We start from the raw sequence: 26,879 nt of genomic DNA, 5'->3' as shown, positions 1-26,879 counted from the left end.
AGTCTGCTGATCGTCAGATCAGGCCACAGTTGGCGATGGCCCTTTGGATTTCTGCTTTCTCCTCGTCCGTCAGCGTCGGGCAGGGGATCCGTGGGAATCCACCGACCGAGCCTACGAGATCAGTTGCGTGCTTCAAAAGACTGATCACCTTGTACTCGCCGCCTTCACCGGAGAAGCGGACCGCAAGATCCATGTATGGACGCAGCTGATCCCGGATCTCCTTGGCCGCTGCGAAGTCACCGCGGCTGCGGGCAGCCCAGATAGCGGCGCTTTGCCTGGGCGCGAAGTTCGCCATGGATGAGATGAAGCCCGTGGTGCCAAGCAGTGCCGCCATGGGCTCGAGGAACTCACCGTGGCCGTTGACGACCGCGAGACGGGCTCCTGCGATGTCGGCGCTGCGGCCCATCTTGTAACATGAGGGAGTGCATTCCTTGAGGCCCACGACGTTCTCGATGTCAGCGAGCTCGTCAATGATGTCCACTGGCATGTCTAGCCCCATGACCTCCACGTTGTTGTAGATCAAGATTCCGATGTCAACGGAGGCAGCGAACTTCTTGACAAATTCGAGGATGCTGCGTCGGTCCTTCGCGGGGTAGTAGTAGGGAGCGAGCACCATCGCACCTATCGCGCCGTTGTCCTGGGCGTACCGGGCCAGCGCAATGGCGTCGTCAACGTTGGTCGAGTTGCAGCCGGCGACCACGTTCAGCCGATCACCAAACTCGAGGGCCACATCGAGGACCCTATTGCGCTCATTGAGGCTCATTGCGCCACACTCACCGGTGCTGCCACCCACGACAATCACCGAGTTCGTGGAGTCCACCCCGTTCTTGATCATGTAACTGAGGTTTTTCCGATACCCCTTAGCATCGAACGTACCGTCTTCGAGGAAGGGGGTGATGCTGATCGCGCAGATTCCGTGAAGACCCTGCTGAAGATGTGCCGCCATTGCTGCTCCTATGCTAGCTTGAGCATCCATCTGGTTCGATCCAGATCCACCGTTGGACTAGACCTGAGTACCAGTCTAGCCCAGACCTGTGTGCTCCGCAAGGGGACCCAGATGTGTCTGACGATGAGGTAGAGTCTTCGGCGGCGCCGCACTCTAGCTCGGGTCAGGAAGCCTGACCTCTGTCCGCGCGCTTAGGGAGTCGTCCATGGGTTGCGCCAACGTGGCAGCGCCGTCTGAACAGCGGTGTGGGGACGCTGCCCCAAGACGTTCCCCTCACAAACCAACAGTTGAGAGAGTGGGAATCCATGAGCCTTCTGCCGAGCGGTGTCGAGCCTCGACTTCACGTCGTTGGTGGCAAGTCACCTAGCACCCAGAAGGCTCATTTACGCATCGCGGAAGCCATTGAGAAAGAGGTGCGCGAGACGCTCCTCCCCCATGACTGCATCCCGCCCGAGCGGGAGCTTGTGGAGCGCTTCGGCGTCAGCCGCGCAACCGTTCGCAACGCCATCGACACGCTGGTCCAGCGCGGACTCCTCTACAGAATTCCGAAGTCCGGCACCTATGTCAGCGAGCCCGGGCCCTCCATGTCGCCGCTGACCATATCGTCTATCTCTGAAAGCATGGGTGGGTTTGCCCAGGACACACGCGTCGAGGTTACCGAGGTCCTCACCGGCGAGGCCCGTGGAAACGCGGAGATCACCGAGGTGCTAAACCTTCGCCCATCCGACCTGACCATCACGATCCGCCGACTGCGTTACATCGATGATGAAATCGTCGCTTTCGAGTGCAGCGTCTTCCCATACGGACTAGTTCCCGGTATCGAGAAGGAGAAGCTCGACGGACCACTCTACGAACTACTCGAGAGGAAGTGGGGACTCCAGGTCGAGCGCCTTCGTCAGAAGGTCCGAGCCACAGCGTTGCGCGGGCGGTATGCGGAGTCCCTGCACGCCAAGACAGGGATGCCAGCACTGCACGTAGAGCGCATTGGCTATACCAGGTCCGGTATCCCGCTAGAGCGCTCGATCTTCATCTACCCGGGAGAGAAGCCGTCCATCGAAGTCAACATCATCGGCAACCAGGACTGATTCACCGGGCAACTGGCCAGCAGGTGACGGGAAGAATATCGCTTCGCGCGTTGGCGAAGAACCCTGGAGGGCACTCTCACGAGGTCGTAGATCCGGGACCGTGATCCACTGCTGAGCGCGGGTGGCGGCGGTAGTGAGTGTGTCAGGGCCTGATGACCCCGCGGAGCCGACACGACCTCCAGAGGCAGATGGCAATGTTGGCGCTGCCCGGCCCGCCAGGCCACCAGCAGCGCACCTGGGTATCACGTGGTGTATGACTCGCTGTGCACACCACTAGCAGCGCACGTGGACACGATCGCCAAGGCACCAGTGGCACCGATCGACGACACGACCGAATCGGACGCTGGTTGACCACCCCAAAGACGAAATCAACGATCCATATTTTGTTATCTGCCATCGACAGCGCCGACTGTCCACCCCGTTCGGGAACGGACCCAATGGCCCACGTTTTATTATCTGTCGTCAAAGTTCTGGCTGACTGCCCCGGGGACGGACTTAACGCCGGTCCCGTCCCACCCGGACAGGTGCGTACTGGGTGACTGCCCCGGGGACGGACACTTTGCTGCGCAGGCTCCAGCCCTTCTGGGACTACTGGCCCCTGGCCGCGGTGCGCAATGAGGGTGACCACGAAGGTGCATGTTGACGAGCCACTCCTTGGGTGGACAACTCTTTCGTAAGCCAGACAACCACAAACACCGTATCCGGGTCGTCCGTTTGACGAACAGTTGTCCGCCCAGCAGCGACTCCCCCATTCCACGCCCCATGAGTGCGCGCTGGCACCCGTTGGCACGCATCAGCCCGAGTAGGGCATTCCACAGATCCAAGAAACGCACCTACTGGACCGCCGCCCCAACGGGATAGGCAATCCCATGCCCCTGTAGCCCAAGAGGCGCGTCCCATCAGGTGAGCACACTCATGCCCCTACAGCACGAGGTCCCGATCAGTGTCGAAGATCACCCGATCCTCAACAACAACGAGCGCCCCGCTGCGGTTGTCCCCGAATCGCCGTCCCACCGACCGCGCCGGCCACTGCTCCCAGGAGCACTCCCCCGTCTCGATGAAACGGACCCATACACTGTGCATCGCGTCGGCCAAGGCCTGCGGGGCACGACCCGGCAGCGTGTGCCCCTCGCAGTAGGGCTCCAGGAGGCAGTCGAAGCTGAAGGGCACGTCCATGCAGTGCCCCGCCATCCCCATCCGCCCGCCGGTGTAGGAGAACTCGTAGGCCCAGGACCCGGCCGCCCCCACGCGGTCGGCCGGCTCACCCGCCCGACCGCCCGAGGCGGCCTGCTCCCCGCGCGCCAGGAACCAGGAGGCGAGCTGGCAGTGGAAGATCGTGTCGGAGATGAGGTCGCCGAGGATAAGATGACCGGCCCCCGCGTGCTCCGGGTGCGCGGCAAGCAGACGGTCCGCCAGGCCCTCATCCAGCCCGCCCTCAACAAGGACCGCGCGCACGTCCCGCCCGGCCATCGCCTCGGCGAAGGCGAAGCCCGCGAAGGCGAAGTCGTGGGTGGTGGAGCCGGCCAGGACCGCAACACCGGCCCCGCGCCCCTCCCGCAGCGCCTGCACGAGCGGCGCGGGGATGATCTCGCCGTCAACGGTGGGGCTGAAGGAGATTCCCGTGTCCGGCTTCCCGACGGCGGCCAAGCGCGCCGCCACGGCCGCCACCGGGTCCGGGCCGGCCTGGGTGGCCCCGCCGTCGTCGGACTGCTCACCCTGGGTGGCCCCACCGTCGTCGGCCTGCTCACCCTGGCTGGCCCCACCGTCGTCGGCCCGCTCGCCCTGGGCGGCCCCGCCGTCGTCGGCCTGCTCGCCCTGGGCGGTCAGCGCGTTCTGCGCGGCGAAGACCTCGTCGTAGGAAACGGCGCGCAGGCCCTCAAGAGTCGGCTCGACGCCGAGGGCGGCCGCCATCGCCCGCGCCCGGTCGCGGTTGAGCTCGGCAGGCATATCGGTCACCGCACCCGACTGGGAAATGACGGCGCGAAACAGGCCCCTGGCCCGAGGCACCGTCATGAGGATCATCGAGTTGCCGCCACCGGCGCTCTGCCCACCAATCGTCACCCGCTGCGGGTCGCCGCCGAAGCGGGCGATGTTGTCACGCACCCACTCCAGCGCCATCACCTGATCGAGCACGCCACGGTTGAAGGGCGCATCGGAGCCCTCGACGTAGCCGTAGCCGTCGAAGCCAAGGCGGTAGGCGACACTGACGGTCACGACGCCGTCGCGGTTGAAAGCGGCCCCGTCGTACCAGGGCGAGTTGTGTGAGCCGGAGGTCCAGCCACCACCGTGAATCCACACGAAGACGGGCAGGCGCGCCTCCTCATCCCCAGGCGCGGGGGTGAAGACGTTGAGGGTGAGGACGTCCTCGCCGGGCACTGAGGGCTCCGGGATGTCGGGGTCGGCGAAGATCGAGCCGCGCTGCGGTGTCGCCCCCGGCAGGAAGGCCTCGCGCTCGGCCTGCCAGGGGGCGCGGCGCACGGGCGCCATGAAGCGCCGCTGCCCCGTGGGCTCCTCGGCGTAGGGGATGGCGTAGAAGGCTGCGGAACGCGCGAAGCGGGGCGCAGGCCCGCTGCGCTCGGGGTGGGAGATGATCTCTCGCCACAGGCCCCGCACCGACCCGGCGCTCGTCTCGACGCGGACGGTGTCCTCGGTGGGGACGGCGATGGGCGTGGAAGCCACGTGCTCGGTGGCGCTGACGTTATGCAGGATCATGAAGACTCCAATAAGGCCGGGCTCACAGGATAAGGTCCCGACCCCGTCCTCCGGCAGTCCCCCGCCCTCAGACGACCTCCGGTCCCGCCTGCCGGCGACGCCCCAGAACCTCCATGGCCAAAGACGGCACATCGGTGACGACGGCGTCCACGCGCATGGCGACCAGGCGACGCATCTCGGCGGGGTCGTCAACCGTCCACACGTGGACCTCAAGCCCGGCCCGGTGGCTGGCGGCAACGAAGCGCTCAGTGACCACCGGCACCCCGTGGTAGGCGACGGGCACCTGCACCGCATCGGTGCGCGAACGGTCCCGCGACCAGCTCCAGCGGGTGCGCGGCAGGCCGAAACCCGTCTCCGCGCTAACCATCAGCCCGGCAACGTCGCTCACCCCCAGGGAGGTACGGGCCCGGGGCTCCTGGCGGCGCAGAACCGCCAGGCGGCGCCCGGAGAAGGAGGCGAAGCGCACCCGCTCGAAGGCGTCGGCGGCGCGCACCACCTGGATCGCGCCCTGCACAACGGCCGACTCCTTGAGGTCCACGTTGAGGCACAGGTCCGGGTGGGCATCGAGCACCTCGTCCAGGCGCACAGGCGCACGCCCGTCCCCGGCGTCGAGCCCGGCCAGCTCCTCCCACGTCAGGTCCGCGATCGCACGCGGATCCCCGGCCGTACGCGCCAGGTCCGGGTCGTGAGCGAGGACGACGACGCCGTCGCGAGTGGCCCGCACGTCCGTCTCCATCCACTCAAGCCCCAGCTGCGAGACATGCTCGACGGCGCTCCACGTGTTCTCGGGGACCTCAGCGGCACCACCGCGGTGGGCGATGACCCGGCAACGGCGCGCAGGGCGGGGGGCGTCATCCCACCCGTCGAGGGAGGCGCCAGCGCGCCCGGAATGCGCTGAGATCATGGTTCCCTCCGGTATCCGGCTGCCTCAGGAGCAGTCGGTGGTCAGGTCGACGGCGTTGTGCTCGACAAGCCAGGCCGCCGGGTTGACGGTGCTCTCGTCCATGGAGTCGTCCGCGGTGCGCACCTCGAAGTGCAGGTGCGGTCCTGTGGAGTAGCCGGTGGAGCCGACGCCGGCGATGAGCTGTCCCGCCGTGACGGTATCGCCCTTCTTGACGTAGATGCCGTCGGCATACATGTGCAGGTACGAGGTGTACCAGACCTCGCCGTCGATCTCGTGGCGGATAGTGACGGTGCCGGTGGAGCCGACCATGCCCGCGGTGGTGACAGTGCCCGCGGCGACGGCGTAGATGGGGGTGCCGACGCTGGCGGCGTAGTCCTGACCGGCGTGAAGCTTGAGGGAGCCCAGGGTCGGGTGGATGCGGTAGCCGTACTCGGAGGAGACCGTGTAGGTGCCCGCCACAATGGGGTTGAACAGCTCGGGGGCGGTGTTGAAGGCCGTGGTGTCCCCTGAGGCGCCCACGGGCGGGGGTGCGCAGGTGACGACGGCGTTCTGGCGGGCCTCGCGGATGCGCGCCAGGGTGGCGGCGTCGGGCACGTTGGCCAGCGGAGCGTCCGTGGTGGAGTCGACGTCGGCGTCGGAACCCAGGACCGCGGCGGCCACCGAGGTGGCGACGGGGACGGGGTCGGCAGTGGCCTCATCCGCCATGGTGACGACGCTCGTGACCCCGACAGCGGTAGGCGCGCCAAGGTAGTCGGACAGGGGTACCAGCACGGTGACGGCGGCGAGCACCGCGAGGACGGCGCCGCGCCCGACAGTCCCCAACGGTCCGGCCCCGGGCCGCACGGAGCGGGGGCGGTGACGGCGGTGAATCTCAGCGGCGACGGGGACGGTACCGGCGCTGGTGGCCGCGGGAGCCTGGGGAGGTTCGGGGACCCGCGGAGCCTCGTCCTTCTCGGAGCGTGCAGCAGCCCGGGCGGCGGCTCGTTCCGCCTCTCGCCTCTCACGGCGGGTCATGGGCTGCACTGTCACCTGAGGGACGATAGCCCCCACACGGGGGCGCGCGCCAGGACGGCGCTCACACGGCTGGCTCACAGTCCTGCGCGGTGGTCCTCATACTCTCGCACGGCGGGCGAGCCCGAGCGGCCCGGGCGACCGTCCTTTAGGACTCCTCGAGCTGGCGGCGCAGGTACTCCTCGCGCTGCATCGCGTCGTTGACCTCCCCAACGAGCTCTTCGAGAATGTCCTCAAGGAAGACCACGCCCATCAGGCCTCCGTCGGGGTCCTCCACACGCCCCAGGTGCGCGCCGCTGCGCTGCATGGCGACAAGCACCTCCTCGACCTCATCCTCGAGCTTGACGGGGACCATTGCCCGCTCCAGCCAGGAGTGGACCGGCTGGTCGCGCTCCTCTCCCTCGGCGTACAGGACGTCCTTGAGGTGCAGGTAGCCGCGGAGGTCGTCGTCGGCGCCCGCCACCGGGAAGCGCGAGTAGCCGGTGACGGTGACGGCGTGCTCGACGTCGGCCGGGGTGCAGCCCTGGGCAAGTGTGACCAGGCTCTCCAGCGGGACCATGACAGTGCCGGCGGTCTCCTCGGAGAACTCCAGGGCGCCCGTCAGCAGGCCCGTGTCGTCGTCGAGAACGCCCTCGGCCGTGGACCGCTCGACGATGGAGGCGACCTCCGCGGCGTTGAAGGTCGCGGAGACCTCCTCCTTCGTCTCGATGCCAGCCAGGCCCAGCGCCCAGTTGGCGAAGCCGTTGAGCGCGGTGATGACGGGGCCGAAGAGCGTCGAGATCCACACCAGCGGCGGGGCGAGCAGACGCGCCGCGCTCTCGGGCGCGGAGATCGACATGTTCTTGGGCACCATCTCGCCGACGACGACGTGGACGTAGACGACCAGCACCAGCGCGGTGATCACGGCGACGGCGTGCGCCCCCGCCGTCCCGACGCCCACGCGCTCAAGCAGCGGCTGGATGAGGTGGGCGATGGCCGGCTCGGCGACAACGCCCAGGCCGGTGGAGCACAGGGTCACGCCCAGCTGTGCGGTTGCCAGCATCCGTGAGACGTGCTCCAGCGCCCACAGGGCGGTGCGGGCACGCGAGTCCCCGGCCTCAGCCAGGGGCTCGAGCTGGGCGCGGCGCGCGGAGGTCACGGCGAACTCGGCGCCGACGAAGAAGGCGTTGCCCACCAGCAGCCCGACGGTGATGAACAGGGCGACGGGGGCGCTCATCGGGCCTCCTGCCGCTCGTCGTCGGACTCAGCAACAGGCGTCACGCGCAGCCGGGTCACGCGCCTGCCCTCCATGGCGACGACGGTCATGACGGCGCGCGGGGTGCTCACCTGGTCCCCGAGGGCGGGCACGCGACCGAGCTCGGACATCACCAGGCCGCCGAGCGTCTCGTAGGGGCCGTCGTCGGGCACGTGCAGGCCGCAGGTGCTGGCCAGCTCGTCCGGGCGCATCCACCCGGGCACGAGCCAGTCGCCGCCGGCGTCGCGGTGGGCGCCGTTGCGACGGCGGTCGTGCTCGTCGGCGACGTCCCCGACGATCTCCTCCACCGCGTCCTCCAGGGTGACGAATCCCGCGGTGCCGCCGTACTCGTCGACGACGAGGGCCATCTGGGAGCCCGCGGCCCGCAGCTCGACCAGCAGGCTGGCCAGCGGCATGGTCTCGGGCACGCGGGGCACGGGGGTCATGAGGGAGCTCGACGAGACCCTGACGGCACCGCGCCGCTCGTAGGGCACGGCGATGACGCGCCGCAGGTGGACGACGCCGAGGACGTCGTCAACATCCTCACCGGTGACGGGGAAGCGCGAGTGCCCGGTCGTGCGGGCCAGGGCGACGACGGCGTCGGCGGTGTCCTCGGCGTCGAGGGTGTGCAGGCGACCACGGTCCGTCATGACGTCGACGGCGGTGAGCTCGCCGACGCCGATCGAGCGGGTGAGCAGCGTGGCGGTGGAGACGTCGAGCGTGCCCTCCTCGGCGCTGTGGCGCACGAGGGCGGCGAGCTCACTGGCGGAGCGGGCGCCGCTGATCTCCTCGGCGGGCTCGATGCCCATCCGGTGCAGCACGGTGTTGGCCGTGTTGTTCAGGACGGTGATGAGCGGCCCCAACACCGTGGAGAAGGCCATGAGGAGGGGGGCCACGAGCCGGGCCGCCCGCATCGGGTCGGCCAGGGTCGCGTTCTTGGGGATGAGTTCTCCGAAGACCATGGAGAAGGCGTTGACGACGACGAGGGCCATGACGACGGCAATGCCGGTGGCCACGGACTCCGCCATCCAGCCGCCCATGAGGCGCGCCAGAATCTTCGCCAGCGCGTCCTGCATCGTGTAGCCCAGCAGGATCGTCGTCAGGGTGATGCCCACCTGGGCGCCGCTGAGCAGGGTGGACAGGCGCGACAGGGCCTTGCGGACCGTCCCGGCGCGGCGCTCGCCGGCGGCGGCGCGGGTCTCGACGGTGGAGGGGTCGAGGGCCACGAGACTGAACTCGCCGGCGACGAAGACGGCGGTGCCGACGGTCAGCAGGACGCCGACGAGGATCATGAGCCACTCGCTCATGCCAGCACCTCCCGGTGCGGGCGGGCGAGCGCGCTGGCGGCGCTAGGAGCGATGCGGCGGGCGGCCGCGGGGTGAGGACTATCAGGCTCTGCGGGCGGGGCGCTCGCTAATGCGGTGCGCCTGCGGGCCCGGCGGGAGTGTCGTCGCATAGTGGCGTGCACGCTATCACCCGGGGCTGGTCGTCCCGGGGCTACTCGCCCCGGGCGGAGATAGGTCGCGCGTCGGCCAGACACGGGCCCAACGTCCCACTAGCATGTTGCCCCAGGGCCAACGGGGCCTTCGCCCCGCCCGACCCGAGCAGTGTCACCGCGATGAGGAAGGACCCAGTGTGACGACCCACGACGGCCGTCTTGCAGACGCGAGCGGCCGGAGCGGCACCGGTGCCGCCCAGGACTTCGGCCCCAACGAGTGGATGGTTGAGGAGAAGCGCGACGCCTGGCGGCAAGACCCGTCCTCAGTCTCCGAGCAGTGGCGCTCGCTCTTCGAAACCGAGGCCCGCTCAGGTGGCGCCCCCAGCGCCGGTCGGACCCAGACGGGCAGCACCGCCAGCAGTACCGCGAGCGGCACCGCTCCGGTGAGCACCGTCCAGGACGTCACCCGCTCCGACCTGCCCCCGGCCCCGCCCTCCGACGTCGCCCCTCCGACCTCCCCCTACGCCCACCGGTCCGGCCAGGAGCACACCCACTCCCCCGCCGAGCCCGCCGAGGCCTCGGGCACACGCCTCAAGGGCGCGGCGGTGCGCACCGCCAAGAACATGGAGGAGTCCCTGTCGGTCCCGACAGCAACCTCAGCGCGCGCGGTACCCGCCAAGGTGCTCATCGAGAACCGGGCGATCATCAACACGCACCTGGCGCGCACGCGCGGCGGACGCGTCTCCTTCACGCACCTGGTCGGTTGGGCCGTCGTCGAAGCCCTGGTGGAGATGCCCGCCATGAACGCGGCCTACGGCACCGACGACGCCGGCCGCCCCCTGCTCATCCAGCCCGCCCACGTGGGGCTGGGCATGGCGGTGGACGTGGCCGCTCCGGGTGGCACACGCCGCCTGCTCGTGCCCTGCGTGAATCATGCGGACCTCATGGACCTGGCGGGCTTCGTGGCCGCCACCGACGACGTCGTGCGCCGTGCGCGCGAGGGTGCCCTCACCGTCGAGGACATGACCGGCACGACCCTGACCCTGACCAACCCGGGAACCCTCGGCACCCTGCACTCGGTGCCCCGGCTCATGCCGGGCCAGGGGGCGATCATCGGCGTCGGCTCCCTGGCCCTGCCCGCAGCCTTCGCCGGAGCCAGCCATGAGACGCTCGCGCGCCACGGGATCGGCAAGGTCCTGACCCTGACCTCCACCTACGACCACCGGGTCATCCAGGGCGCGATGTCGGGCGAGTTCCTGCGGCTGCTGGAGACCAAGCTTCTGGGCCTGGACGGCTTCTGGGAGCGCGCCTTCGAGTCCCTGCGCGTGCCGCACGCCCCCATCCGCTGGGAGCAGGACGCCGACTACGACCCCGAGGTCGAGACCGGCAAGCCGGCGCGCGTGGCCCAGCTCATCCACGCCTTCCGTCAGCGCGGACACCTCGCCGCGGACACCGACCCGCTGGCCTACCGCTCACGTCGTCACCCGGACCTCGACCCGGCGACCTACGGCCTGACCCTGTGGGACCTGGACCGCACCTTCCCCACCGACGGACTGGGCGGCACCGAACGGGCGACCCTGCGCGAGATCCTCAACCGGCTGCGCGAGGCCTACTGCCGCACGGTGGGCCTGGAGTACATGCACATTCAGGACCCGGCGCAGCGCCACTGGTGGCAGGAGCGCCTCGAGAGCAGTTGGACGGTGATCAGTGGCGGTGAGCGCCGTCGGATCCTCACCAAGCTCCAGCAGGCCGAGGCCTTCGAGACCTTCCTGCAGACCAAGTACGTGGGCCAGAAGCGCTTCAGCCTCGAGGGCGGGGAGTCCCTCATCGTGCTGCTCGACCGCCTGCTGGACCACGCGGCCCACGACGGCCTGGACGAGGTGGTCATCGGCATGGCCCACCGGGGCCGCCTCAACGTCCTGACGAACATCGCGGGCAAGTCCTACGGGCAGGTCTTCGACGAGTTCGACGGCAACAGCCTCATTGAGGGCGCCTCGACGGGCGACGTGAAGTACCACCTGGGCACCGCGGGCGTCTTCACCGGCACCGACGGCGTGACCACCCGGGTCTCCCTGGCCGCCAACCCCTCCCACCTGGAGACGGTCGACGGCGTCGTCGAAGGCATCGTGCGCGCCAAGCAGGACCGCATCGCCCTGGGCGAGCGTGGCTACACGGTCATGCCGGTGCTCGTGCACGGCGACGCCGCCTTCGCGGGCCAGGGCGTGGTCTACGAGACGCTCAACATGAGCCAGCTGCCCGCCTACCGCACGGGAGGCACGGTCCACGTCATCGTCAACAACCAGATCGGCTTCACCACCGGCGCCGCCTCGGCCCGCTCGACCACCTACGCCACGGACCTGGCCAAGGGCCTGCAAGTGCCGATCTTCCACGTCAACGCCGACGACCCCGAGACGGTGGCGCGGGCCGCCCTGCGGGCCTATGAGTACCGGGCGACCTTCCACAAGGACGTCATCATCGACCTCATCTGCTACCGGCGTCGGGGCCACAACGAGGGCGACGACCCCTCGATGACCCAGCCGGTGATGTACCGACTCATCGACTCCCTGCCCTCCACCCGGGCGGTCTACGTCTCGGCCCTTGTGGGCCGCGGGGACATCTCCTCCGAGGACGCGCAGGCCCTCGAGCACGGCTTCCACCAGGAGCTCGAGCGGATCTTCGCCGAGACGCGGGCGGCGCACGGCGCCGAGGCGGCCATCCGGGCGGAGGAGGAGGCGGCCGCGACCTCCCTGTCGGACCCGACGGTGGTGGGCCGCGAGCGCAACCAGCTGGAGATGCCGGCCGCCCAGCAGCCGGGCGCCGGCATGATGCTCGGCTGGACGAGCGCGGTCACGCGCGAGGTGGTCGAACGTGTGGGCGACTCCCAGACGGCCTTCCCGCCGGGCTTCGAGGTGCACCCCAAACTGCGCGCGATGCTGGACAAGCGTCGCAAGGCCTCGCGCGAGGGCGGGATCGACTGGGGGCTGGGCGAGCTCATCGCCCTCGGCTCGCTGCTCATGGAGGGCGTGCCGGTGCGCTTCGTGGGTGAGGACGCCCGCCGGGCGACCTTCGCTCAGCGCCACGCGGTCCTGCACGACCAGTCCTCGGGCGCGGAGTGGACGCCCCTGTCCTTCCTCACCCCGGACCAGGCCAAGCTGGAGATCTACGACTCGCTGCTGAGCGAGTACGCGGCCCTGGCCTTCGAGTACGGTTACGCGGTGGAGCGTCCGGAGGGGCTGACGCTCTGGGAGGCGCAGTTCGGTGACTTCGCCAACGGCGCGCAGTCGGTCATCGACGAGTACGTGACCTCGGCGGCCCAGAAGTGGGGGCAGCGCTCCGGATTGGTGATGCTCCTGCCGCACGGCCAGGAGGGGCAGGGACCGGACCACTCCTCGGCCCGGGTGGAGCGCTACCTGCAGATGTGCGCGCAGGACAACATGCGCGTGGCCATGCCCTCGACGCCGGCGAACCATTTCCACCTGCTGCGCGGGCAGGCCTTCCAGCGCCCGCGCCGCCCGCTGATCGTGTTCACACCCAAGCAGCTGCTGCGCCTGCCGGCCGCGACGAGCAAGGTGGAGGACTTCACCAGGGGCGCCTTCATCCCGGTCATCGGCGAGACGGACCCGGCGCTGGCCTCGGGCGCCGGCGTGGACCGGGTGCTGCTGTGCTCGGGGCGGGCGTACTACGCGCTCGCCGCTGAGCGCAAGCGCCTGGGAGACACCCGTACGGCGATCATCCGCCTCGAGCAGCTCTACCCGCTGCCGGTCGAGGAGCTGGAGCGGGTGCTGTCGACCTTCGACGGCGCCGAGCTCGTGTGGGTGCAGGACGAGCCGGGCAACCAGGGGGTGTGGCCGCACCTGCGCCTCAACCTGCCCGATGACGCCTTCGGTGGGCGCCGCCTGCGCCTGGTCTCGCCGCCGGCCTCGGCCTCTCCGGCGATGGGCTCCCTGGGGGCCTACCGCCACCAGCAGGAGGTGCTGTTCGCCGAAGCCTTCGGCCGCTGAGCCACGGTGAACGCCGGGCGCCTCAGCCAGATGCCCGTCGCGCCCCTCGGCCCGGCGGGCATCGCGCCCTCCGGCCCGGCGGGCGCACGAAGCGGCCGTGAGACGGTAGCGTCTTACGGGCAGGTGTGAGCAGGCCAGGGCACAGGGAGGCGCACGTGGAGCAGACACGTATCCACTTCGTCGGTGACGAGCTCGTCGCGGGCTACGGAGACGCCCGGGCCTTGGGCTGGACGGGTCGCGTCATGGCCCGTACCCGGGGTCTCGACGCGCTCGCGACGACGCTCGCCGTCCCGGGCGAGACGACCGCCCAGCTCGCCGAGCGCTGGGGGCCGGAGGCGGCGCGCCGCTCCGTCCACCCGGGCATCAACCGCCTGGTCATCGGGGTGGGGGTGGCCGACGTCGTCGCCGGGGTGTCGGCAGCGCGCAGCCGCCTGGCACTGGCCAACATTCTCGACAAGGCGGCCAGCGAGCACCGCAGCTGCCTGGTGGTGGGGCCTCCCCCGCTGTGGCACGCCGCGCCGGACGCGACGGCGGCCCTGTCGCACGCGCTGGGCGAGGTGTGTTCGCGGCGCGGCATCCCTTTCGTCGAGACCTTCGAGTCGCTGCGCCACCACGATCAGTGGGCGGCGGACGTCCAGCGTCACGACGGGCGTCACCCGGGGCAGGCGGGTTACGGCCTGTTGGCGTGGCTGGTGCTGCACCGCGGCTGGTACGAGTGGCTCGGCGTCGACCAGCCCACCGACTGACTCGGCACCTCTCAGCCGGGTGACAGGCGCAGCTCAGCCCCGGAACGTCGGGCGGCCGACCACCCGTGAAGGGTAGTCGGCCGCCCGTGCTGGTGCGCTCCGGCTGATTGACGCCGACACTCAGTCGGCTCGGACCCACCGGTGTGGCGGACCCGGCTCAGGCGTTGGGGCGCTTGCCGTGGTTCGCGCCGGACTTGGCACGGCTGCGACGCTTACGACCGCGCTTGCTCATCATGGCCTCCTCATGTCTGGACTGCCCCAGACGGGGCACTGAACACGCGCCATCCTCGCACACCCGGCGACGGCGAATCCACCTGGCACCGGGTTGCACGGGTCACGACCACCAGCGGCCTCAGCCCCGCCCGGTCTCGAACTCCTCGGTTTGCTCTCTCGAACATACGGTGTTGTGCCGTACTTTCGAGAGCAGACCGAGGAGTTGGAGGGTGGAGGCGCGCCGTGCGCCCGCCGAGGGGCCACGAGCACGCGCCAGGATGGGCGTGTCTGGTCGCGGCGCCCGGAGGACCCGACGAGGACCGGCGTCGATCTCGTTGCCCAGGTCTTGATCTCGTCCCTCGCACGTCGATCTCGTTCCTCACACGTTGATCTCGTTGCGTGAACGAACGAGATGGAAGACCGACGAACGAGATGGAAGGTAGAGGGACGAGATGGAGGGCTGAGGCTCGTTCCTGGCACGTCGATCTCGTTGTCCAGGTCTTGATCTCGCTTCTCGTACGTCGATCTCGTTCCGCACACGTCCATCTCGTTCCGTGAACGAACGAGATGGAAGGTAGAGGGACGAGACCGAGGGCCGAGGGACGAGATGGAAGGCTGAGGAACGAGGCGGACGGGCTCGGCGCGCGCCGTCCAGGCCCCTGCCCCGAAGACCATGACATCAGGCCATGAGCCGGGGTGCCGCCGGGGAGCTGACGCCCGTGTTCGCAGTGTGGTCACCAGCGGCGTGCCACCGGCGGCCCGGGCCCATCCACACCCGTGGGACAACGAGCTGGCGGCAGCACCAGGGCCTGAAGGCCGGCAACTGCCACGGGCCCGGTGGCCGGCCGGCCGGCCGGAGGAGACCCCCCGACACCAACCCGAAGTGTCACCCCCACAAACACCCGAAGTGTCACCAATGCCCTGACACAGAACTATCACCAATGCCCTGAGACACCACACCGACGTCCTGAGACATCACAACTGCGAGCGGGCGACACGCACGGTTCGGCTGCGCACCGTCGTCCCGTTGCTGAGAACAGTCGTGGAGTCAGTGACGACGGTTGTCGAGGAGGTCGCCGTCCTCGCCCGCAGGACAGACAGACGCCCGATGACCCGCTCACGCAGCTCAGGCGGGGCCTGCTCGGCGCAGCACGAGCGCAGGATCTCACGCAGGTGGTTCTCGGCGTCAGCCAGGCGCGAGCAGTGCTCGCAGTCGGCCACGTGCCGGGCCAGGCGCGAGGACAGGTCCCCGTCGCACTCGTGGTCGAGGAAGGCCTCGAGGTGGGCGCGAGCCTCCGCGCAGGAGCAGGCCGCGCCGACGTCGGTTCCCATCAGCCCTGACCTCCCTCGTCGTCGGTGGTGTAGCCCAGCTGGCGGGCGTGATCGGACAGCAGCTCGCGCAACTGGCGGCGCCCGCGGTGCAGGCGGCTCATGACCGTGCCGATCGGGGTGCCCATGATCTCGGCGATCTCCTTGTACGCAAAGCCCTCGACGTCGGCGAGGTACACGGCCAGGCGGCGCTCCTCGCTCAGCTCGCCCAGGGCGGCCTTGATGTCGTCGTCGGGCATGTCATCCAGGGCGAGGATCTCGGCGCTGGGCAGGCCCACGGAGTCGTGCGAGGCGGCCCGGTGCAGCTGCCAGTCCTCGACCGTGTCCGCGTCCGACTGCAGCGGTTCGCGCTGCTTCTTGCGGTAGGAGTTGATGAAGGTGTTGGTGAGGATCCGGTACAGCCAGGCCTTGAGGTTGGTGCCGGGACGGTACTGGTGGAAGGCCGCGAAGGCCTTGGCGTAGGCGTCCTGGACGAGGTCCTCGGCGTCGGCCTGGTTGCGGGTCAGGCGCAGGGCCGCGCCGTAGAGCTGGTCGAGGTAGGGCAGGGCGTCGACCTCGAAGCGGGCAGCGCGCTCAGCCTCCGTCTCGTCGGCGGGGGCACGGTCGGTGCCGTCGGTGTCCTCGGCGTCGTCAGGTCCGGCTCCGGGCGCGTCAGGCGCGTCAAGCCGCTCGAAGGTGGGAGTGTCCGTCATCGCCCACGAGCCTAGTCCACCCAGGGGGCGGGCAGGCTCCTCCGCCGGGACGAGGGCCACGGGGGCGAAGGGGCGCGTCGCGGTCTCCTCGCGGGCCGGGGCCAGGGTGTGTGCAGTCATCACCCGGGCCAACACGTACGCGTGCGGCCTTGTTCCCGACGGCGAGGCGGGCAGCGGGGCGGGCGGCACGGGCGCCGCCGTCGGGCAGTGCCGTCGCCGTCGGCGGCGTGCGGGAGGATGACGTCATGAACCTGCTGCCCGCCGCCCGCCTCCTGCTCGCCGTCCCCTTCGTCGTGGACGGGGTCGACGCCCTCCTGCGGCCCGACGACCACGTCGCGCGTGTCCAGCGGGCCTACGAGCCGCTCGCCGGCGTCGGCCTGCCGGGCCCGCCCGACGACCTCCTGCGCCCGGGCAGCCGGGCCATGGGCACTGTCAGTGCGGTGGCGGGCCTGGGCCTGGCGGTCGGCATCGCCCCGCGGGCCTGCGCCCTCGTGCTGGCCGGGCTCAACATGCCGGTCACCCTCGCCAACGCACCCGTGTGGCTGGCCGCGGACGCCGAGGAGCGAGCCCGGCACGTCAGCGCCCTGGCGCGCGGCGCGGCGCTGGGGGCGGGGCTGGCGCTCGCGGTCGGCGGGCACCTGCGAACCAGGTGACAGGAAGCCGGACGAAGGGCATCCGGATACCGGGAAGGCGTCGGCCCCAACCGATAGGCTGACCGGGTAGCGCCCGCACCCCTTCTGAGGAGCCGCCCATGAGCCGTCTGACTGACGCCGACGTCATCTACACCTGGACCGATGAGTCGCCGATGCTGGCGACCCACTCCTTCCTTCCCATCGTCAAGGGGTTCCTGGAGGCGTCCGGCATCAGCGTGGCGACGGCGGACATCTCACTGGCCGGGCGTGTCATGGCGGCCTTCGGCCTGATCGATGACGACCTCGCAACCCTGGGCGAGCTCACCGCCTCCCCGCGCGCCACCATCATCAAGCTGCCCAATATCTCGGCCTCCGTGCCGCAGCTCAAGGCCGTCATCGCCGAGCTGCAGGCCCAGGGCGTGGACGTGCCCGACTACCCGGACCAGCCCGCCACCGAGGCCGAGCGCGAGACGCGGGCCCGCTACGACGCCGTCAAGGGCAGTGCCGTCAACCCGGTGCTGCGCGAGGGCAACTCGGACCGCCGCGCCCCGAGCGCGGTCAAGGCCTACGCGCGCACGCACCCGCACTCGATGCGTCCCTGGAGCCCGGACTCGCGCAGCCGCGTGGCGACCATGGACGCGCACGACTTCCGTCACAACGAGCGCAGCGTCATCGTCCCCGAGGCGGGAGCGCTGCAGATCCGGCTCCTGCCTGCCGATGGCGCGGCCCCGGTGGTCCTGCGCGAGCGCCTGGCCGTGACCGCGGGCGAGGTCGTGGACGCGACCTTCATGAGCGCCACGGCGCTCGATGCCTTCCTCACCCAGCAGGTCGCCGCCGCCAAGGCCGAGGACATCCTGCTGTCCGTGCACCTGAAGGCCACGATGATGAAGGTCTCGGACCCCATCATCTTCGGCCACGCCGTGCGCGCCGTCCTGCCGCAGACCTTCGCCCAGTACGGCGAGGTGCTTGAGGCCGCGGGCCTGCGGGCCGACGACGGCCTGGGGGCGATCCTGGCGGGGCTGGACACGCTGGCGCAGGGCGAGCAGGTGCGGGCCTCGATCGAGGCCGAGCTGGCAGCCGGGCCGGCGATCTCCATGGTCGACTCCGAGCGCGGCATCACAAACCTACACGTGCCCAGCGACGTCATCATCGACGCCTCCATGCCCGTGATGATCCGCGGTGGCGGCACGCTGTGGGACAAGGACGGGTCGCGGCGCGACACGCTCGCCGTCATCCCGGACTCCTCCTACGCGGGCGTCTACCAGGCGGCCATTGAGGACTGCCAGGCTCACGGCGCCCTCGACCCGACGACGATGGGCTCCGTGTCCAACGTCGGCCTCATGGCCCGCAAGGCGGAGGAGTACGGCTCGCACGACAAGACCTTCCTCATCCCCGCGACCGGCACCGTGGAGGTCGTCGTTGTCGAGGGTGCGGGTGCTGAGCACGGCACGGTGCTGCTCTCGCACGAGGTCGAGGCCGGTGACATCTGGCGCGCCTGCACCACCCAGGACTTCCCGGTGCGCGACTGGGTGCACCTGGCCGTCGTGCGCGCCCGCGCCACCGGCTCCCCGGCCGTGTTCTGGCTGGACCCCGAGCGCGGGCACGACGAGGTCATCCGGGGCCTGGTCGAGCGTTACCTGGCGGAGGAGGACACCGAGGGCCTGGACATCCGGATCCTGGACCCGGTGGCGGCCACACGCCTGTCGCTGGAGCGGGCGCGCCGCGGCGAGGACACGATCTCGGTGACCGGCAACGTGCTGCGCGACTACAACACGGACCTGTTCCCCATCCTCGAGGTGGGCACGAGCGCCAAGATGCTGTCGGTGGTGCCGCTGATGAACGGCGGCGGCCTGTACGAGACGGGGGCGGGCGGCTCGGCGCCCAGGCACACGCGCCAGCTGCTGGCACACAACCACCTGCGCTGGGACTCCCTGGGCGAGTTCCTGGCCCTGGCCGAGGCGCTGCGTCATGTCGCTGAGGTCAGTGGCAAGGCGCGCGCGGCCGTCGTGGCCGACGCCCTGGACGCGGCGACGACGACGCTGCTGGAAGAGGACCGCTCGCCGGCGCGCGAGCTCGGCTCGGTGGACAACCGCGGCTCGCACGCCTGGCTGGCCCTGTACTGGGCGCGCGAGCTGGCGGCGCAGACGGCGGACGCCGAGCTGGCCGGGCGCTTCGCCCCGGTGGCCAAGCAGCTGGGGGCCGTCAATGAGGCGGTGCAGGCCGAGATGGCCGCCGCCCAGGGCTCGCCGGTGGACATCGGCGGCTACTACCGGCCCGACGCCGCCGCCACCGACGCCGTCATGCGCCCGAGCGCGACATTCAACGCCATCATCGACGCCCTCTGAGTGGGGTGCCCGTGACCAGCAAGGACGACCACAGCGCCCTCGCTACCGCCGCCCCCTGGGCCGCACCCGCGGCCACCGGCCCCCTCGACGCCGTCGTCACCCTGCCCGGCTCGAAGTCGCTGACCGCCCGCGCCCTGCTGCTCGCCGCCCTTGGAGACGCCCCCACCACCCTGGCGGGCGTCCTGCGCTCACGCGACACCGCGCTCATGCGCGCGGCTCTGACCGTCCTTGGTGCCCGCTTCACCGAGGCCGACGGCGACGCCTCCCGTCTGCACGTGACGCCCGCTCCCCTGCCGCTACCCGTGGACACCGGCCCTGACGGCGCCGGACACATTGACTGTGGGCTGGCCGGGACCGTCATGCGCTTCATCCCGCCGCTCGTGCTGCTGGCCGACGCCCCGGTCGTCCTCGACGGCGACGAGGGCGCCCGCCTGCGCCTGCTGGGCCCCCTCATGGCAGCGCTGGCAGCCCTCGGCGTCGGCGTGAGCTGGCTGGGCAGGCCCGGCTTCCTGCCCGTGCACCTGACCCCACCGGCCGGTCCCACGGACGGCCGCGCGAACAACTCAACAGACGGACGCGCGGGCGGCTCACAACCCACCACGGCAAGCCTCGACGCCTCGTCCTCCTCGCAGTTCCTCTCCGCGCTGCTGCTCACCGGCCCCCTGCTGCCCGGCGGCCTCGCCGTCACCCCCAGCGGCCCGGTCCCCTCCCTGCCGCACGTCGGTATGAGCGTGGCCTGCCTGCGCGAGCGGGGCATCGCCGTCGACGAGCCCTCCCCCGAGGACGGCGACGGCCAACGCACCTGGCGGGTCCACCCCGGCCGCCCCCGCGGCGGACGGGTGACGATCGAGCCGGACCTGTCCAACGCCGGGCCCTTCCTGGCAGCCGCCCTCGTCGCGGGCGGGCGCGTCACCGTCCCGGCCTGGCCGATGGCGACAACCCAGGCGGGAGACGCCTGGCGCGAGCTCCTGCCCCGCCTGGGTGGCATCGTGACCACCGAGCCCGACGGCGTCGGCACCCTGCGCCTGACCTGCCGCGGCACCGGCCGACTCAACGGGATCGACGCGGACCTGTCCGCCGTCGGGGAGCTCGCCCCCACCGTCGCCGCCCTGGCCGTCCTCGCCTCAGCCCAGGGGCACGCCTCCCGCCTCACCGGCATCGCGCACCTGCGCGGGCACGAGACCAACCGCCTGGCCGCCCTCGTCGCCGAGGCCCGCCGCCTGGGGGCCAGCGCCCGCGAGCGCGCCGACGGCATCGAGATCGACGCCCTGCCCGACGGCGAGCGCCTGGCCCCGGCCCTCCTGCACGCCTACGCCGACCACCGGATGGCGACCTTCGCCGCGCTCATCGGCCTCGCCCTGCCCGGCACCACCCTCGACGACGTCGCCTGCACCGCCAAGACCCTGCCGGACTTCCCCGCCCGGTGGGAGGCGGTGCTCGCCCAGGGCCAGGGCGGCGAGCACGGGAGGGGGCGTTGATGGCCCGCCGCGACACGGGCACTGACGACCCGCGCGTGCGCGTGCGCCCCGGTAAGGGCTCGCGCCCGCGCACCAAGCAGCGCCCCGCCCATTCCGACGCCCACCACGGCACCGTCACCCGCATCGACCGCGGCCACTACCGCATCCGCCTGGAGAACGCCGCCCTGACCGAGGACGGCTCGGGCGACATCACGGCGATGAAGGCCCGCGAGCTCGGCCGCGGCAAGGTCGTCGTCGGGGACCGGGTCGCCGTCGTCGGCGATGTCAGCGGCCGCAAGGACACGCTCGCCCGGATGGTGCGTGTCGAAGAGCGCCGCACGTTGCTGCGCCGCAGCGCGGAGGACGGCGACGCCGCAGGCACGGAGAAGCCGGTGGTGGCCAACGCGGACCTGCTCGTCATCGTCACCTCCGTCACCAACCCCGAGCCGCGTCCGCGCATGATCGACCGCTACCTCGTGGCCGCCTACGACGCGGGCATGGAGCCCCTGCTCGTGCTCACCAAGTCGGACCTGGCCGACGCCGCCCCACTGCTGTCCCTGTACGAGCCGCTCGGGGTCCGCTCGGTGGTCACCCGCCTGGATGAGTCGAGCCGGGCCGAGGCCTCGCGTGCGGGCGGCGACGGCGTGGAGGCGGTGCGCGAGGTCATTGGCGGGCGCACGAGCGTGTTCGTCGGCCACTCCGGCGTCGGCAAGTCGACCCTCATCAACGCCCTGGTGCCGGGGGCGGACCGGGTGACCGGGCATGTCAACGAGGTCACGGGGCGCGGGCGCCACACCTCGACAAACCTGCAGACGCTTGAGCTGCCGGGCGGCGGCTGGGTCATCGACACCCCGGGCGTGCGTTCCTTCGGGGTCGCCCACGTCTCCAGCGCCGACGTCCTGCGCGGGTTCCCGGACCTCGCGGAGGTGGCCGAGGACTGCCCGCGCGGCTGCACGCACGAGGCCGGGGTCATCGACTGCGCCCTGGACGCCTGGTGCGGCGCCGCGGGCCCGGACGACGATGGGCGCGGCCTGCGCCGGGCCCGGGTCGACTCCTTCCGTCGTCTGCTGGCCCCCTCCCTGGAGGCCGAGGACCCGGTGCCCGCGGCGCACCGTCGGCAGGGGGAGCGGTGAGCGAGCCCGTGGCCATCCGCCCGGGCGGGCCCGCGGACCTGGACGTCGTCGTCGGCCTGCTCACCGACGTGTTCCTCATCGACCCGCTCATGAGCGCCATCGCCGCGGCAGCGCCGTCGCCGCGCACCGCCCTGGAGCACCTGCACCGGGTCGAGCTCGCCGACCGCTACCTCAGCGCCGACGCCGCCCGGCGTGCGGGCTCGGTGGTGGACCTCGCCGTGGCCATCGGGTCCGACGGCGAGGAGCGGGTTCTCGGCGTCGCCCTGTGGGACGCCCCCGTGCCGCCTGGGGCCCAGGGCGACCCGGCCGGGCCACTCGGCCCGGGCGACGCGCCTCCTGCGGGGATCGACCGAGCCCTGCTGGGGGACGCCTGGGGACTGGTCCTGCTCGACGGCGCCCAGTGCGAGGCCGCTCGGCCCGAGCAGCCGCACTGGTACCTGTACATGGTCGCGGTCGCGCCACAGGCGCGCGGCTCCGGTACCGGCACGGCCCTGCTGCGCCACGGCTTGGAGAGGGTCGACGCCGGGGGCGACGTCGCTCACCTGGAGTCCACGTCTCCGGGCTCGCGCCGCCTGTATGAGCGCCTGGGTTTTCGCCGGGTGGCGGTGCTGGACCACGAGCCGCTTCCGGTCTACTGGGCGATGACGCGTCCAGCACATCCGGCTCACCCGGCGCGCCCGTCCGGCCGGGGCTAGGGTGAAGGCGTGCCCCTGTCCTCGTCTCATCGTGCACCCCGCCCCTCGTGGGCAGACCTGTCGACCCGCTCGGCGCTGCCGTCCACGCGCCGCCGGGTCCTTGAGCACGTCGAGTCCTGCGCCGAGGCGGTCACGGCCCTGGAGATCGCCACGGCTCTGGGCCTGCACCACAACACGGTGCGCGAGCACCTGGACGCCCTCATCTCGGCGGGATTCGTCACCTCGCGCAGCCGTGCGACGGGCCGGCGCGGGCGCCCCTCGATCCTGTACTCCTCGACAGCGCCGGACCCCGAGGACGTCCTGGACTCCTACCTCACGCTCCTCGACGTCGTGTGCGAGACGATCGGGACCGACGAGGCGGGGATGCGCTGCGCCCAGGAGATCGGCCGACGCTGGGCGGTGGTCACGGGCGCCCCTCCAGTCGCGCCGGTCAAGGGGCGCGCGGGCGACAGAACGGACGGCAGGGCTGACAGCAGGGAGCTGAGCGTCGCCGAGCGCGTGGCCGCCCTTGAGCCGCACCTGTCGAGCATGGGCTTCGCCCCCGAGACAGACGGCGACGGGGGTGTCCTGCTGCGTGCCTGCCCCCTGGTGACGCGCTCGAGGGTGCCTCACCCCCTGGTGTGCGCCATGCACGAGGCCTTCCTCAACGAGGAGCTGCGCCGTAACGACGCCGCTGGGGGACCGGGTGGGCAGAGGCCGGGGCGGGTTGAGCTCACGCCCCTGCAGCCCGACGGCTGCCACCTGCGCCTGGTTGACTGAGGCGCCCTGCGGGCCGGGACGGGTGCTGACCAGGGATGAGTGACACGAAGGGCGACTCCTGCAGCGAGCAGGTGTCCACGCGGCGGACATGACCGACAGCCCCCTCCCGGGCGGGCCCCGGGGTCAGTCGGTGGCCATGAGGATCGCCATGGCCCCTTTCTCCATGTCGGCGAAGGCGTGGGTGACCATCGGATAGCGGCCGGCCGCGGGCACGACCGCCTCAACGAACCCGCCCTGCGCCGGCTGCAGGCCCAGAGCCTGCGAGCCCCCGCCCCAGGCCTGCCCCAGGCCCTCGGGCCCGCCGAGCATGTAGGCACCCTCGAGGAAGACCGTGTCGAACTGCAACCCGACCACGTGGAAGGAGCAGGCCAGCGAGGGCCCGGCGTCGAGCACCCACAGGCGCACCCGCTCGCCCGCCCGAGCCTCCAGCGGTGCCAGGGCGTACTGGAAGGCGACACCGTTGAAGCACATGAGGTCCGGTGTCTTGGCCGCGACCTTGTCGGCGTCGGTCTGCCCGCCCTCGGGCCCGAGGTAGATTTCGGACTGGATGAGGACGTACTCGCGGTCCACCGGGGCCAGGCCGACGGGGTCGATGATGACGGCGCCGTGCATTCCGGAGGCCAGGTGCACGCTCATGGGGGCGGTGGAGCAGTGGTAGAGCCAGATGCCGGCGTGCGCGGCGGTGAAGGTGTAGACGAGGCTCTGGCCGGGGTTGATCGAGCGCATGACGTCGTCGGGCGCGACGCTCCCGGCGTGGAAGTCGATGGAGTGGCTCATCGTGCCCTCGTTGACGAGGGTGATCTCGAAGACGTCGCCGACCCTGCCGCGCAGGACGGGTCCCGGGCAGGTGCCGTTGAAGGTCCACCGGGTCTGGGTGACGCCTGCCCCCACGTAGGCGCCCTCGACCTCGGTGACGGTGAAGGTGTGGCGGTGGGTCGTCCCGGTGGGCGCGGGGGCGAGGGTGGCCTCGACGGGCTCGAAGCCCCCGGGCAGGGGTGCCTGGAGGTCGGGCACCGCGGAGGCTGAGCGTGCCGCGGAGTGGTGGTGGTCGGCGTGCCCGGCGGCACCGTCGGTGGTGATGCTCAGGACCATGCCCTGGGCGCGGTGGCCGGCGATGGAGCACCAGCCCTCGGTGGGGCCGGTGATGACGCCGGCGTCGAGCGTGGCCGAGGCCCCGGCTGCCACGCGCCCGGTGGCGGCGCCGGTGTCCAGGACGAGGTCGTGGACCTGGTCGGAGGTGTTGTCCAGAGTGATGAGGAGGCGGTCCCCGGGGGCGACGTCGATGGTGTCGGGCACGAAGCGCATGCCGTCGACGCGGACCGTGACCTCGATGGTGGTGCCGGTGGCCGCGACGGTGCCGTCGGTACGGCCGGTACCGGCGGTGCTGGTGGCCGGGCGGCGGTTGGCGGCGATAGAGCCGACGACGACGGCCGCTCCGGTGGTGAGCAGTCCCAGCAGGGCACCACGCCGGTCGGTGGGGCGCAGGCCCTGCGCCTGGCTGCCGTCCGTGCGACGGCCACTGATGGCGGTCGGCGCGGGAGCGGTGCCCGCGGTGACGTCGGCCCTCGGGGGTGCCGGGCGCGCGGCGGGCTGGGTCGGGGAGGCTTCGGCGGAGTTGTCGCCCCGGGCGGGCTCGGTGGTCTCACTCATCTCGGGCGTCCTTCTGCTCGGGGTCGGTCGGGGCGGGGCTGTCGGCTGCCGGGCGGGCGGGGACGACGACGTCGGCATCTGAGTGGGAGGGGACGACGGCGTGGGCTGCCGGCTGGGAGGTGGCGACGCCGTCGGCCTTCCTGCGGCGGAGCTCGGCCCAGGCGAGCACCATGCCCACCGGGACGTAAGCGGCGCAGACCCCGGCGACCAGGCCAGTGACCGCCCGCACGGGCCACGGCAGGGGCGCGAGCACGGCGAGCAGGAGGCAGGCGTTGGCGGTCACGAGCCGGTAAGTGGCGGCCCGGTCCATGATGGCGTTGGTTGCGCGGGTGACGGTCGGTCCCCCGCCGAGCATGACGGGCGTGAGGTAGGACAGGGCGGCGGCCAGGACCTGGAGGGCGAAACCGGCGGCGAGCGGCACGCGCACGGCGTGGATGACGTCGCGGGCGGCGCCCGGGTCCGCGTCACCGCTGCCGGCCACGCTCACGCCGACCCCGACCCACAGCAGGCAGGCGAGGAACCATGCGACGGCAGCGGCCGCGGAGGCGGTGGCGAAGGAGGTCGGGGGCACACGCTGGGCGGTCCTCCAGGCGGGCACGAGCACACCGGCGGCGCCGGCGAGGTAGGCGAGCGTGCCCAGCGCCGCCAGGGGTGCCCAGATGCCCGCGGCGGCCAGAAGGGCGGTTCCGGCCACGAGGAGCGGCAGCCCCGCTCGGGCCCACCGGGGTGCCTCGGGCTCCATCTTCGTGCGCAGCATCGTGGGCCACAGGACGGTGAGGGTGCCCAGGACGGTGGTGCCGACGAAGCCGAGAAGCATCGTCGTGGTGTGGGCGACGTAGAGGGCGTCGGAGAGGGGGGCGCGGCCATGATCGTTGGCCCAGTTGGTGAGATAGCCCAGGGCGGCGCCGACGGCGAGCAGCACGAGGGCGACGGCGTAGTGCAGGGCGAGGCCCGCCAGGCGCGGGGCGAGGGCGCGCCGGTACTGGAGCGCGATGGACAGGGCACCGGCCAGGGCGCTGGCAACGACGACGCCGACCCCGGCCAGAGTGAGGTCGTCGCGGCCCGCCGTGATGCCGGCCAGGACGAGGACGGCGCCGAGGCTGTGGGCATACAAACGCACGTCGAGCAGGGTGGCACCGCCGAGGGCGGGGCGGCGCAGGAGCGTGTCGGCGAAGTGCGCCGACCACACGGTGATGGCCGAGCCGATGCCACCCAGGAGGAGGGTGTGCAAGGGCAGCCATTGGCCCCAGGCGGCGAGGGGGCCGGTCAGGACCAGGAGGGCGAGGAGGGCGGCGGCCAGGACCCAGGCGAGGACGACGAGGTTGCGTCGCACCTGGGTGGTGCGACGCGGGTGCCTGCGGGTGTCGGGTGGGGGTGGGAGGGCGGGGCGCAGAGCCACCTTGTTTTTCACAGTTCACACCGTAATAAAGTAGGAGGTGGCCGCCAAGGCGCTGCCGTCCGCCCCGGAGCGGGAGGACGAGCACAAGCCCATGAGAAGGAGCTCACCGTGACAGAGTCCACCGACCCCACTGAGTCCACTGAGCCCAGGCTCATCCCCGTCCAGGAGACCCACTCCCATGCGGGCTGCGGTTGCGGCCACGCGGACGCGCCCCTCACCCTCGACGCCCGCCCCATCCCCCACCGCCTGCGTCACGCGGCTATCATCGGCGCCGCCTCCAGCCTGTCCATCGGCGAGGGCTTCGACCTGCTCGCCCCGCACGTGCCGAGGCCGCTGCTCGCCCAGATCGACCACCTGCCCCTCACCTTCGAGCACAGCGTGCTCGAGGTCGGTGAGGGCTTCGCCCGTGTCCACATCCGGCGCACCGCCTGAGCGCCCCAGACCAGCGGGACCCGGGACCGGTCCGGCCGCCGTCGTGACCGACCGGCCGCCGTCGTC

Annotated in this window: 21 protein-coding genes; 10 read left to right on the top strand and 11 right to left on the bottom strand. The window is 71.4% G+C overall.

Going from position 1 to position 26,879, the window contains the following annotated elements; genetic code table 11:
* Window positions 1-13 precede the first annotated feature (13 nt).
* The gene (locus tag ID810_RS02770; RefSeq protein WP_166855262.1) at window positions 14-946 is read right to left on the bottom strand and encodes a dihydrodipicolinate synthase family protein; all 933 of its coding nucleotides are present in this window, start codon (window positions 944-946) and stop codon (window positions 14-16) included.
* 305 nt (window positions 947-1,251) lie between these two features.
* On the opposite strand from ID810_RS02770, the gene ID810_RS02765 reads away from it, so the two are divergent.
* Window positions 1,252-2,031, top strand: coding sequence for a GntR family transcriptional regulator (locus ID810_RS02765; protein ID WP_166855264.1), 780 nt, complete (start codon window positions 1,252-1,254; stop codon window positions 2,029-2,031).
* 921 nt (window positions 2,032-2,952) lie between these two features.
* Here ID810_RS02765 and ID810_RS12355 read toward each other — a convergent pair.
* The 5 genes from ID810_RS12355 to ID810_RS02740 form a co-directional block, all read right to left on the bottom strand.
* Window positions 2,953-4,743, bottom strand: coding sequence for a carboxylesterase/lipase family protein (locus ID810_RS12355; protein WP_235931725.1), 1,791 nt, complete (start codon window positions 4,741-4,743; stop codon window positions 2,953-2,955).
* A 67-nt stretch (window positions 4,744-4,810) separates the two neighbouring features.
* Window positions 4,811-5,647 (bottom strand): glycerophosphodiester phosphodiesterase family protein, encoded by an 837-nt coding sequence (locus ID810_RS02755; protein WP_166855266.1) that lies wholly within the window; start codon window positions 5,645-5,647, stop codon window positions 4,811-4,813.
* A gap of 24 nt (window positions 5,648-5,671) precedes the next feature.
* A complete protein-coding gene (locus ID810_RS02750; RefSeq protein ID WP_243856511.1) occupies window positions 5,672-6,676 on the bottom strand; it encodes a M23 family metallopeptidase in 1,005 nt (334 codons plus the stop codon).
* Between the two features lie 130 nt (window positions 6,677-6,806).
* Window positions 6,807-7,874 carry a hemolysin family protein gene (locus ID810_RS02745; RefSeq protein WP_166855268.1) on the bottom strand — a complete coding sequence of 356 codons (1,068 nt, stop codon included), beginning with the start codon at window positions 7,872-7,874 and terminating at the stop codon, window positions 6,807-6,809.
* On the bottom strand, window positions 7,871-9,199 hold the full coding sequence (locus ID810_RS02740; protein WP_166855270.1) for a hemolysin family protein: 1,329 nt from the start codon (window positions 9,197-9,199) through the stop codon (window positions 7,871-7,873). Before ID810_RS02740 ends, ID810_RS02745 begins: the two co-directional genes overlap by 4 nt.
* 328 nt (window positions 9,200-9,527) lie before the next feature.
* Here ID810_RS02740 and ID810_RS02735 point away from each other — a divergent pair, with 328 nt between their 5' ends.
* Both ID810_RS02735 and ID810_RS02730 read left to right on the top strand, forming a co-directional pair.
* Complete coding sequence (locus tag ID810_RS02735; protein WP_279586924.1) at window positions 9,528-13,331, top strand: multifunctional oxoglutarate decarboxylase/oxoglutarate dehydrogenase thiamine pyrophosphate-binding subunit/dihydrolipoyllysine-residue succinyltransferase subunit; 3,804 nt, start codon at window positions 9,528-9,530, stop codon at window positions 13,329-13,331.
* A gap of 155 nt (window positions 13,332-13,486) precedes the next feature.
* On the top strand, window positions 13,487-14,077 hold the full coding sequence (locus ID810_RS02730; protein WP_166855274.1) for a GDSL-type esterase/lipase family protein: 591 nt from the start codon (window positions 13,487-13,489) through the stop codon (window positions 14,075-14,077).
* Between the two features lie 157 nt (window positions 14,078-14,234).
* Here the strand turns inward: ID810_RS02730 and ID810_RS12765 are convergent, their stop codons facing one another.
* From ID810_RS12765 to ID810_RS02720, 3 genes are all read right to left on the bottom strand, one after another.
* Complete coding sequence (locus ID810_RS12765; protein WP_396121345.1) at window positions 14,235-14,309, bottom strand: 50S ribosomal protein bL37; 75 nt, start codon at window positions 14,307-14,309, stop codon at window positions 14,235-14,237.
* Between the two features lie 956 nt (window positions 14,310-15,265).
* On the bottom strand, window positions 15,266-15,622 hold the full coding sequence (gene rsrA, locus ID810_RS02725) for a mycothiol system anti-sigma-R factor (RefSeq protein ID WP_166855276.1): 357 nt from the start codon (window positions 15,620-15,622) through the stop codon (window positions 15,266-15,268).
* Complete coding sequence (locus ID810_RS02720) at window positions 15,622-16,311, bottom strand: sigma-70 family RNA polymerase sigma factor (RefSeq protein WP_196781532.1); 690 nt, start codon at window positions 16,309-16,311, stop codon at window positions 15,622-15,624. Before ID810_RS02720 ends, rsrA begins: the two co-directional genes overlap by 1 nt.
* A gap of 245 nt (window positions 16,312-16,556) precedes the next feature.
* On the opposite strand from ID810_RS02720, the gene ID810_RS02715 reads away from it, so the two are divergent.
* The 6 genes from ID810_RS02715 (at window position 16,557) to ID810_RS02690 (ending at window position 23,332) form a co-directional block, all read left to right on the top strand.
* The gene (locus ID810_RS02715; protein ID WP_166855278.1) at window positions 16,557-16,964 is read left to right on the top strand and encodes a DoxX family membrane protein; all 408 of its coding nucleotides are present in this window, start codon (window positions 16,557-16,559) and stop codon (window positions 16,962-16,964) included.
* A gap of 98 nt (window positions 16,965-17,062) precedes the next feature.
* Window positions 17,063-19,288: an NADP-dependent isocitrate dehydrogenase gene (locus tag ID810_RS02710; RefSeq protein WP_188232575.1), complete on the top strand. Its 2,226-nt coding sequence runs from the start codon at window positions 17,063-17,065 to the stop codon at window positions 19,286-19,288.
* Between the two features lie 11 nt (window positions 19,289-19,299).
* Window positions 19,300-20,766: a 3-phosphoshikimate 1-carboxyvinyltransferase gene (locus ID810_RS02705; RefSeq protein ID WP_166855281.1), complete on the top strand. Its 1,467-nt coding sequence runs from the start codon at window positions 19,300-19,302 to the stop codon at window positions 20,764-20,766.
* Window positions 20,766-21,878, top strand: a complete 1,113-nt coding sequence (gene rsgA, locus ID810_RS02700) for a ribosome small subunit-dependent GTPase A (RefSeq protein ID WP_166855283.1) — start codon at window positions 20,766-20,768, stop codon at window positions 21,876-21,878. The genes ID810_RS02705 and rsgA overlap by 1 nt, the downstream gene beginning before the upstream one ends.
* Window positions 21,875-22,573, top strand: a complete 699-nt coding sequence (locus ID810_RS02695; RefSeq protein ID WP_235931723.1) for a GNAT family N-acetyltransferase — start codon at window positions 21,875-21,877, stop codon at window positions 22,571-22,573. The genes rsgA and ID810_RS02695 overlap by 4 nt, the downstream gene beginning before the upstream one ends.
* A gap of 9 nt (window positions 22,574-22,582) precedes the next feature.
* A complete protein-coding gene (locus tag ID810_RS02690) occupies window positions 22,583-23,332 on the top strand; it encodes a helix-turn-helix transcriptional regulator (protein ID WP_235931721.1) in 750 nt (249 codons plus the stop codon).
* Window positions 23,333-23,455: 123 nt separating this feature from the next.
* Here the strand turns inward: ID810_RS02690 and ID810_RS02685 are convergent, their stop codons facing one another.
* Together ID810_RS02685 and ID810_RS02680 are read right to left on the bottom strand one after the other, a co-directional pair.
* Entirely contained in the window at window positions 23,456-24,982 is a 1,527-nt protein-coding gene (locus ID810_RS02685) for a multicopper oxidase domain-containing protein (protein ID WP_166855285.1), read from the bottom strand.
* A complete protein-coding gene (locus ID810_RS02680) occupies window positions 24,975-26,393 on the bottom strand; it encodes a hypothetical protein (protein WP_166855287.1) in 1,419 nt (472 codons plus the stop codon). The genes ID810_RS02685 and ID810_RS02680 overlap by 8 nt, the downstream gene beginning before the upstream one ends.
* Before the next feature lie 96 nt (window positions 26,394-26,489).
* On the opposite strand from ID810_RS02680, the gene ID810_RS02675 reads away from it, so the two are divergent.
* On the top strand, window positions 26,490-26,813 hold the full coding sequence (locus ID810_RS02675; protein WP_166855289.1) for a DUF2249 domain-containing protein: 324 nt from the start codon (window positions 26,490-26,492) through the stop codon (window positions 26,811-26,813).
* Window positions 26,814-26,879 lie beyond the last annotated feature (66 nt).

Origin of the sequence: Actinomyces respiraculi (assembly GCF_014595995.2) — a bacterium.
Classification (GTDB): Bacteria; Actinomycetota; Actinomycetes; order Actinomycetales; family Actinomycetaceae; genus Actinomyces; species Actinomyces respiraculi.
Note: the sequence above shows the minus strand (reverse complement) of the source record. Positions and strands in the feature narration are given on the sequence as shown.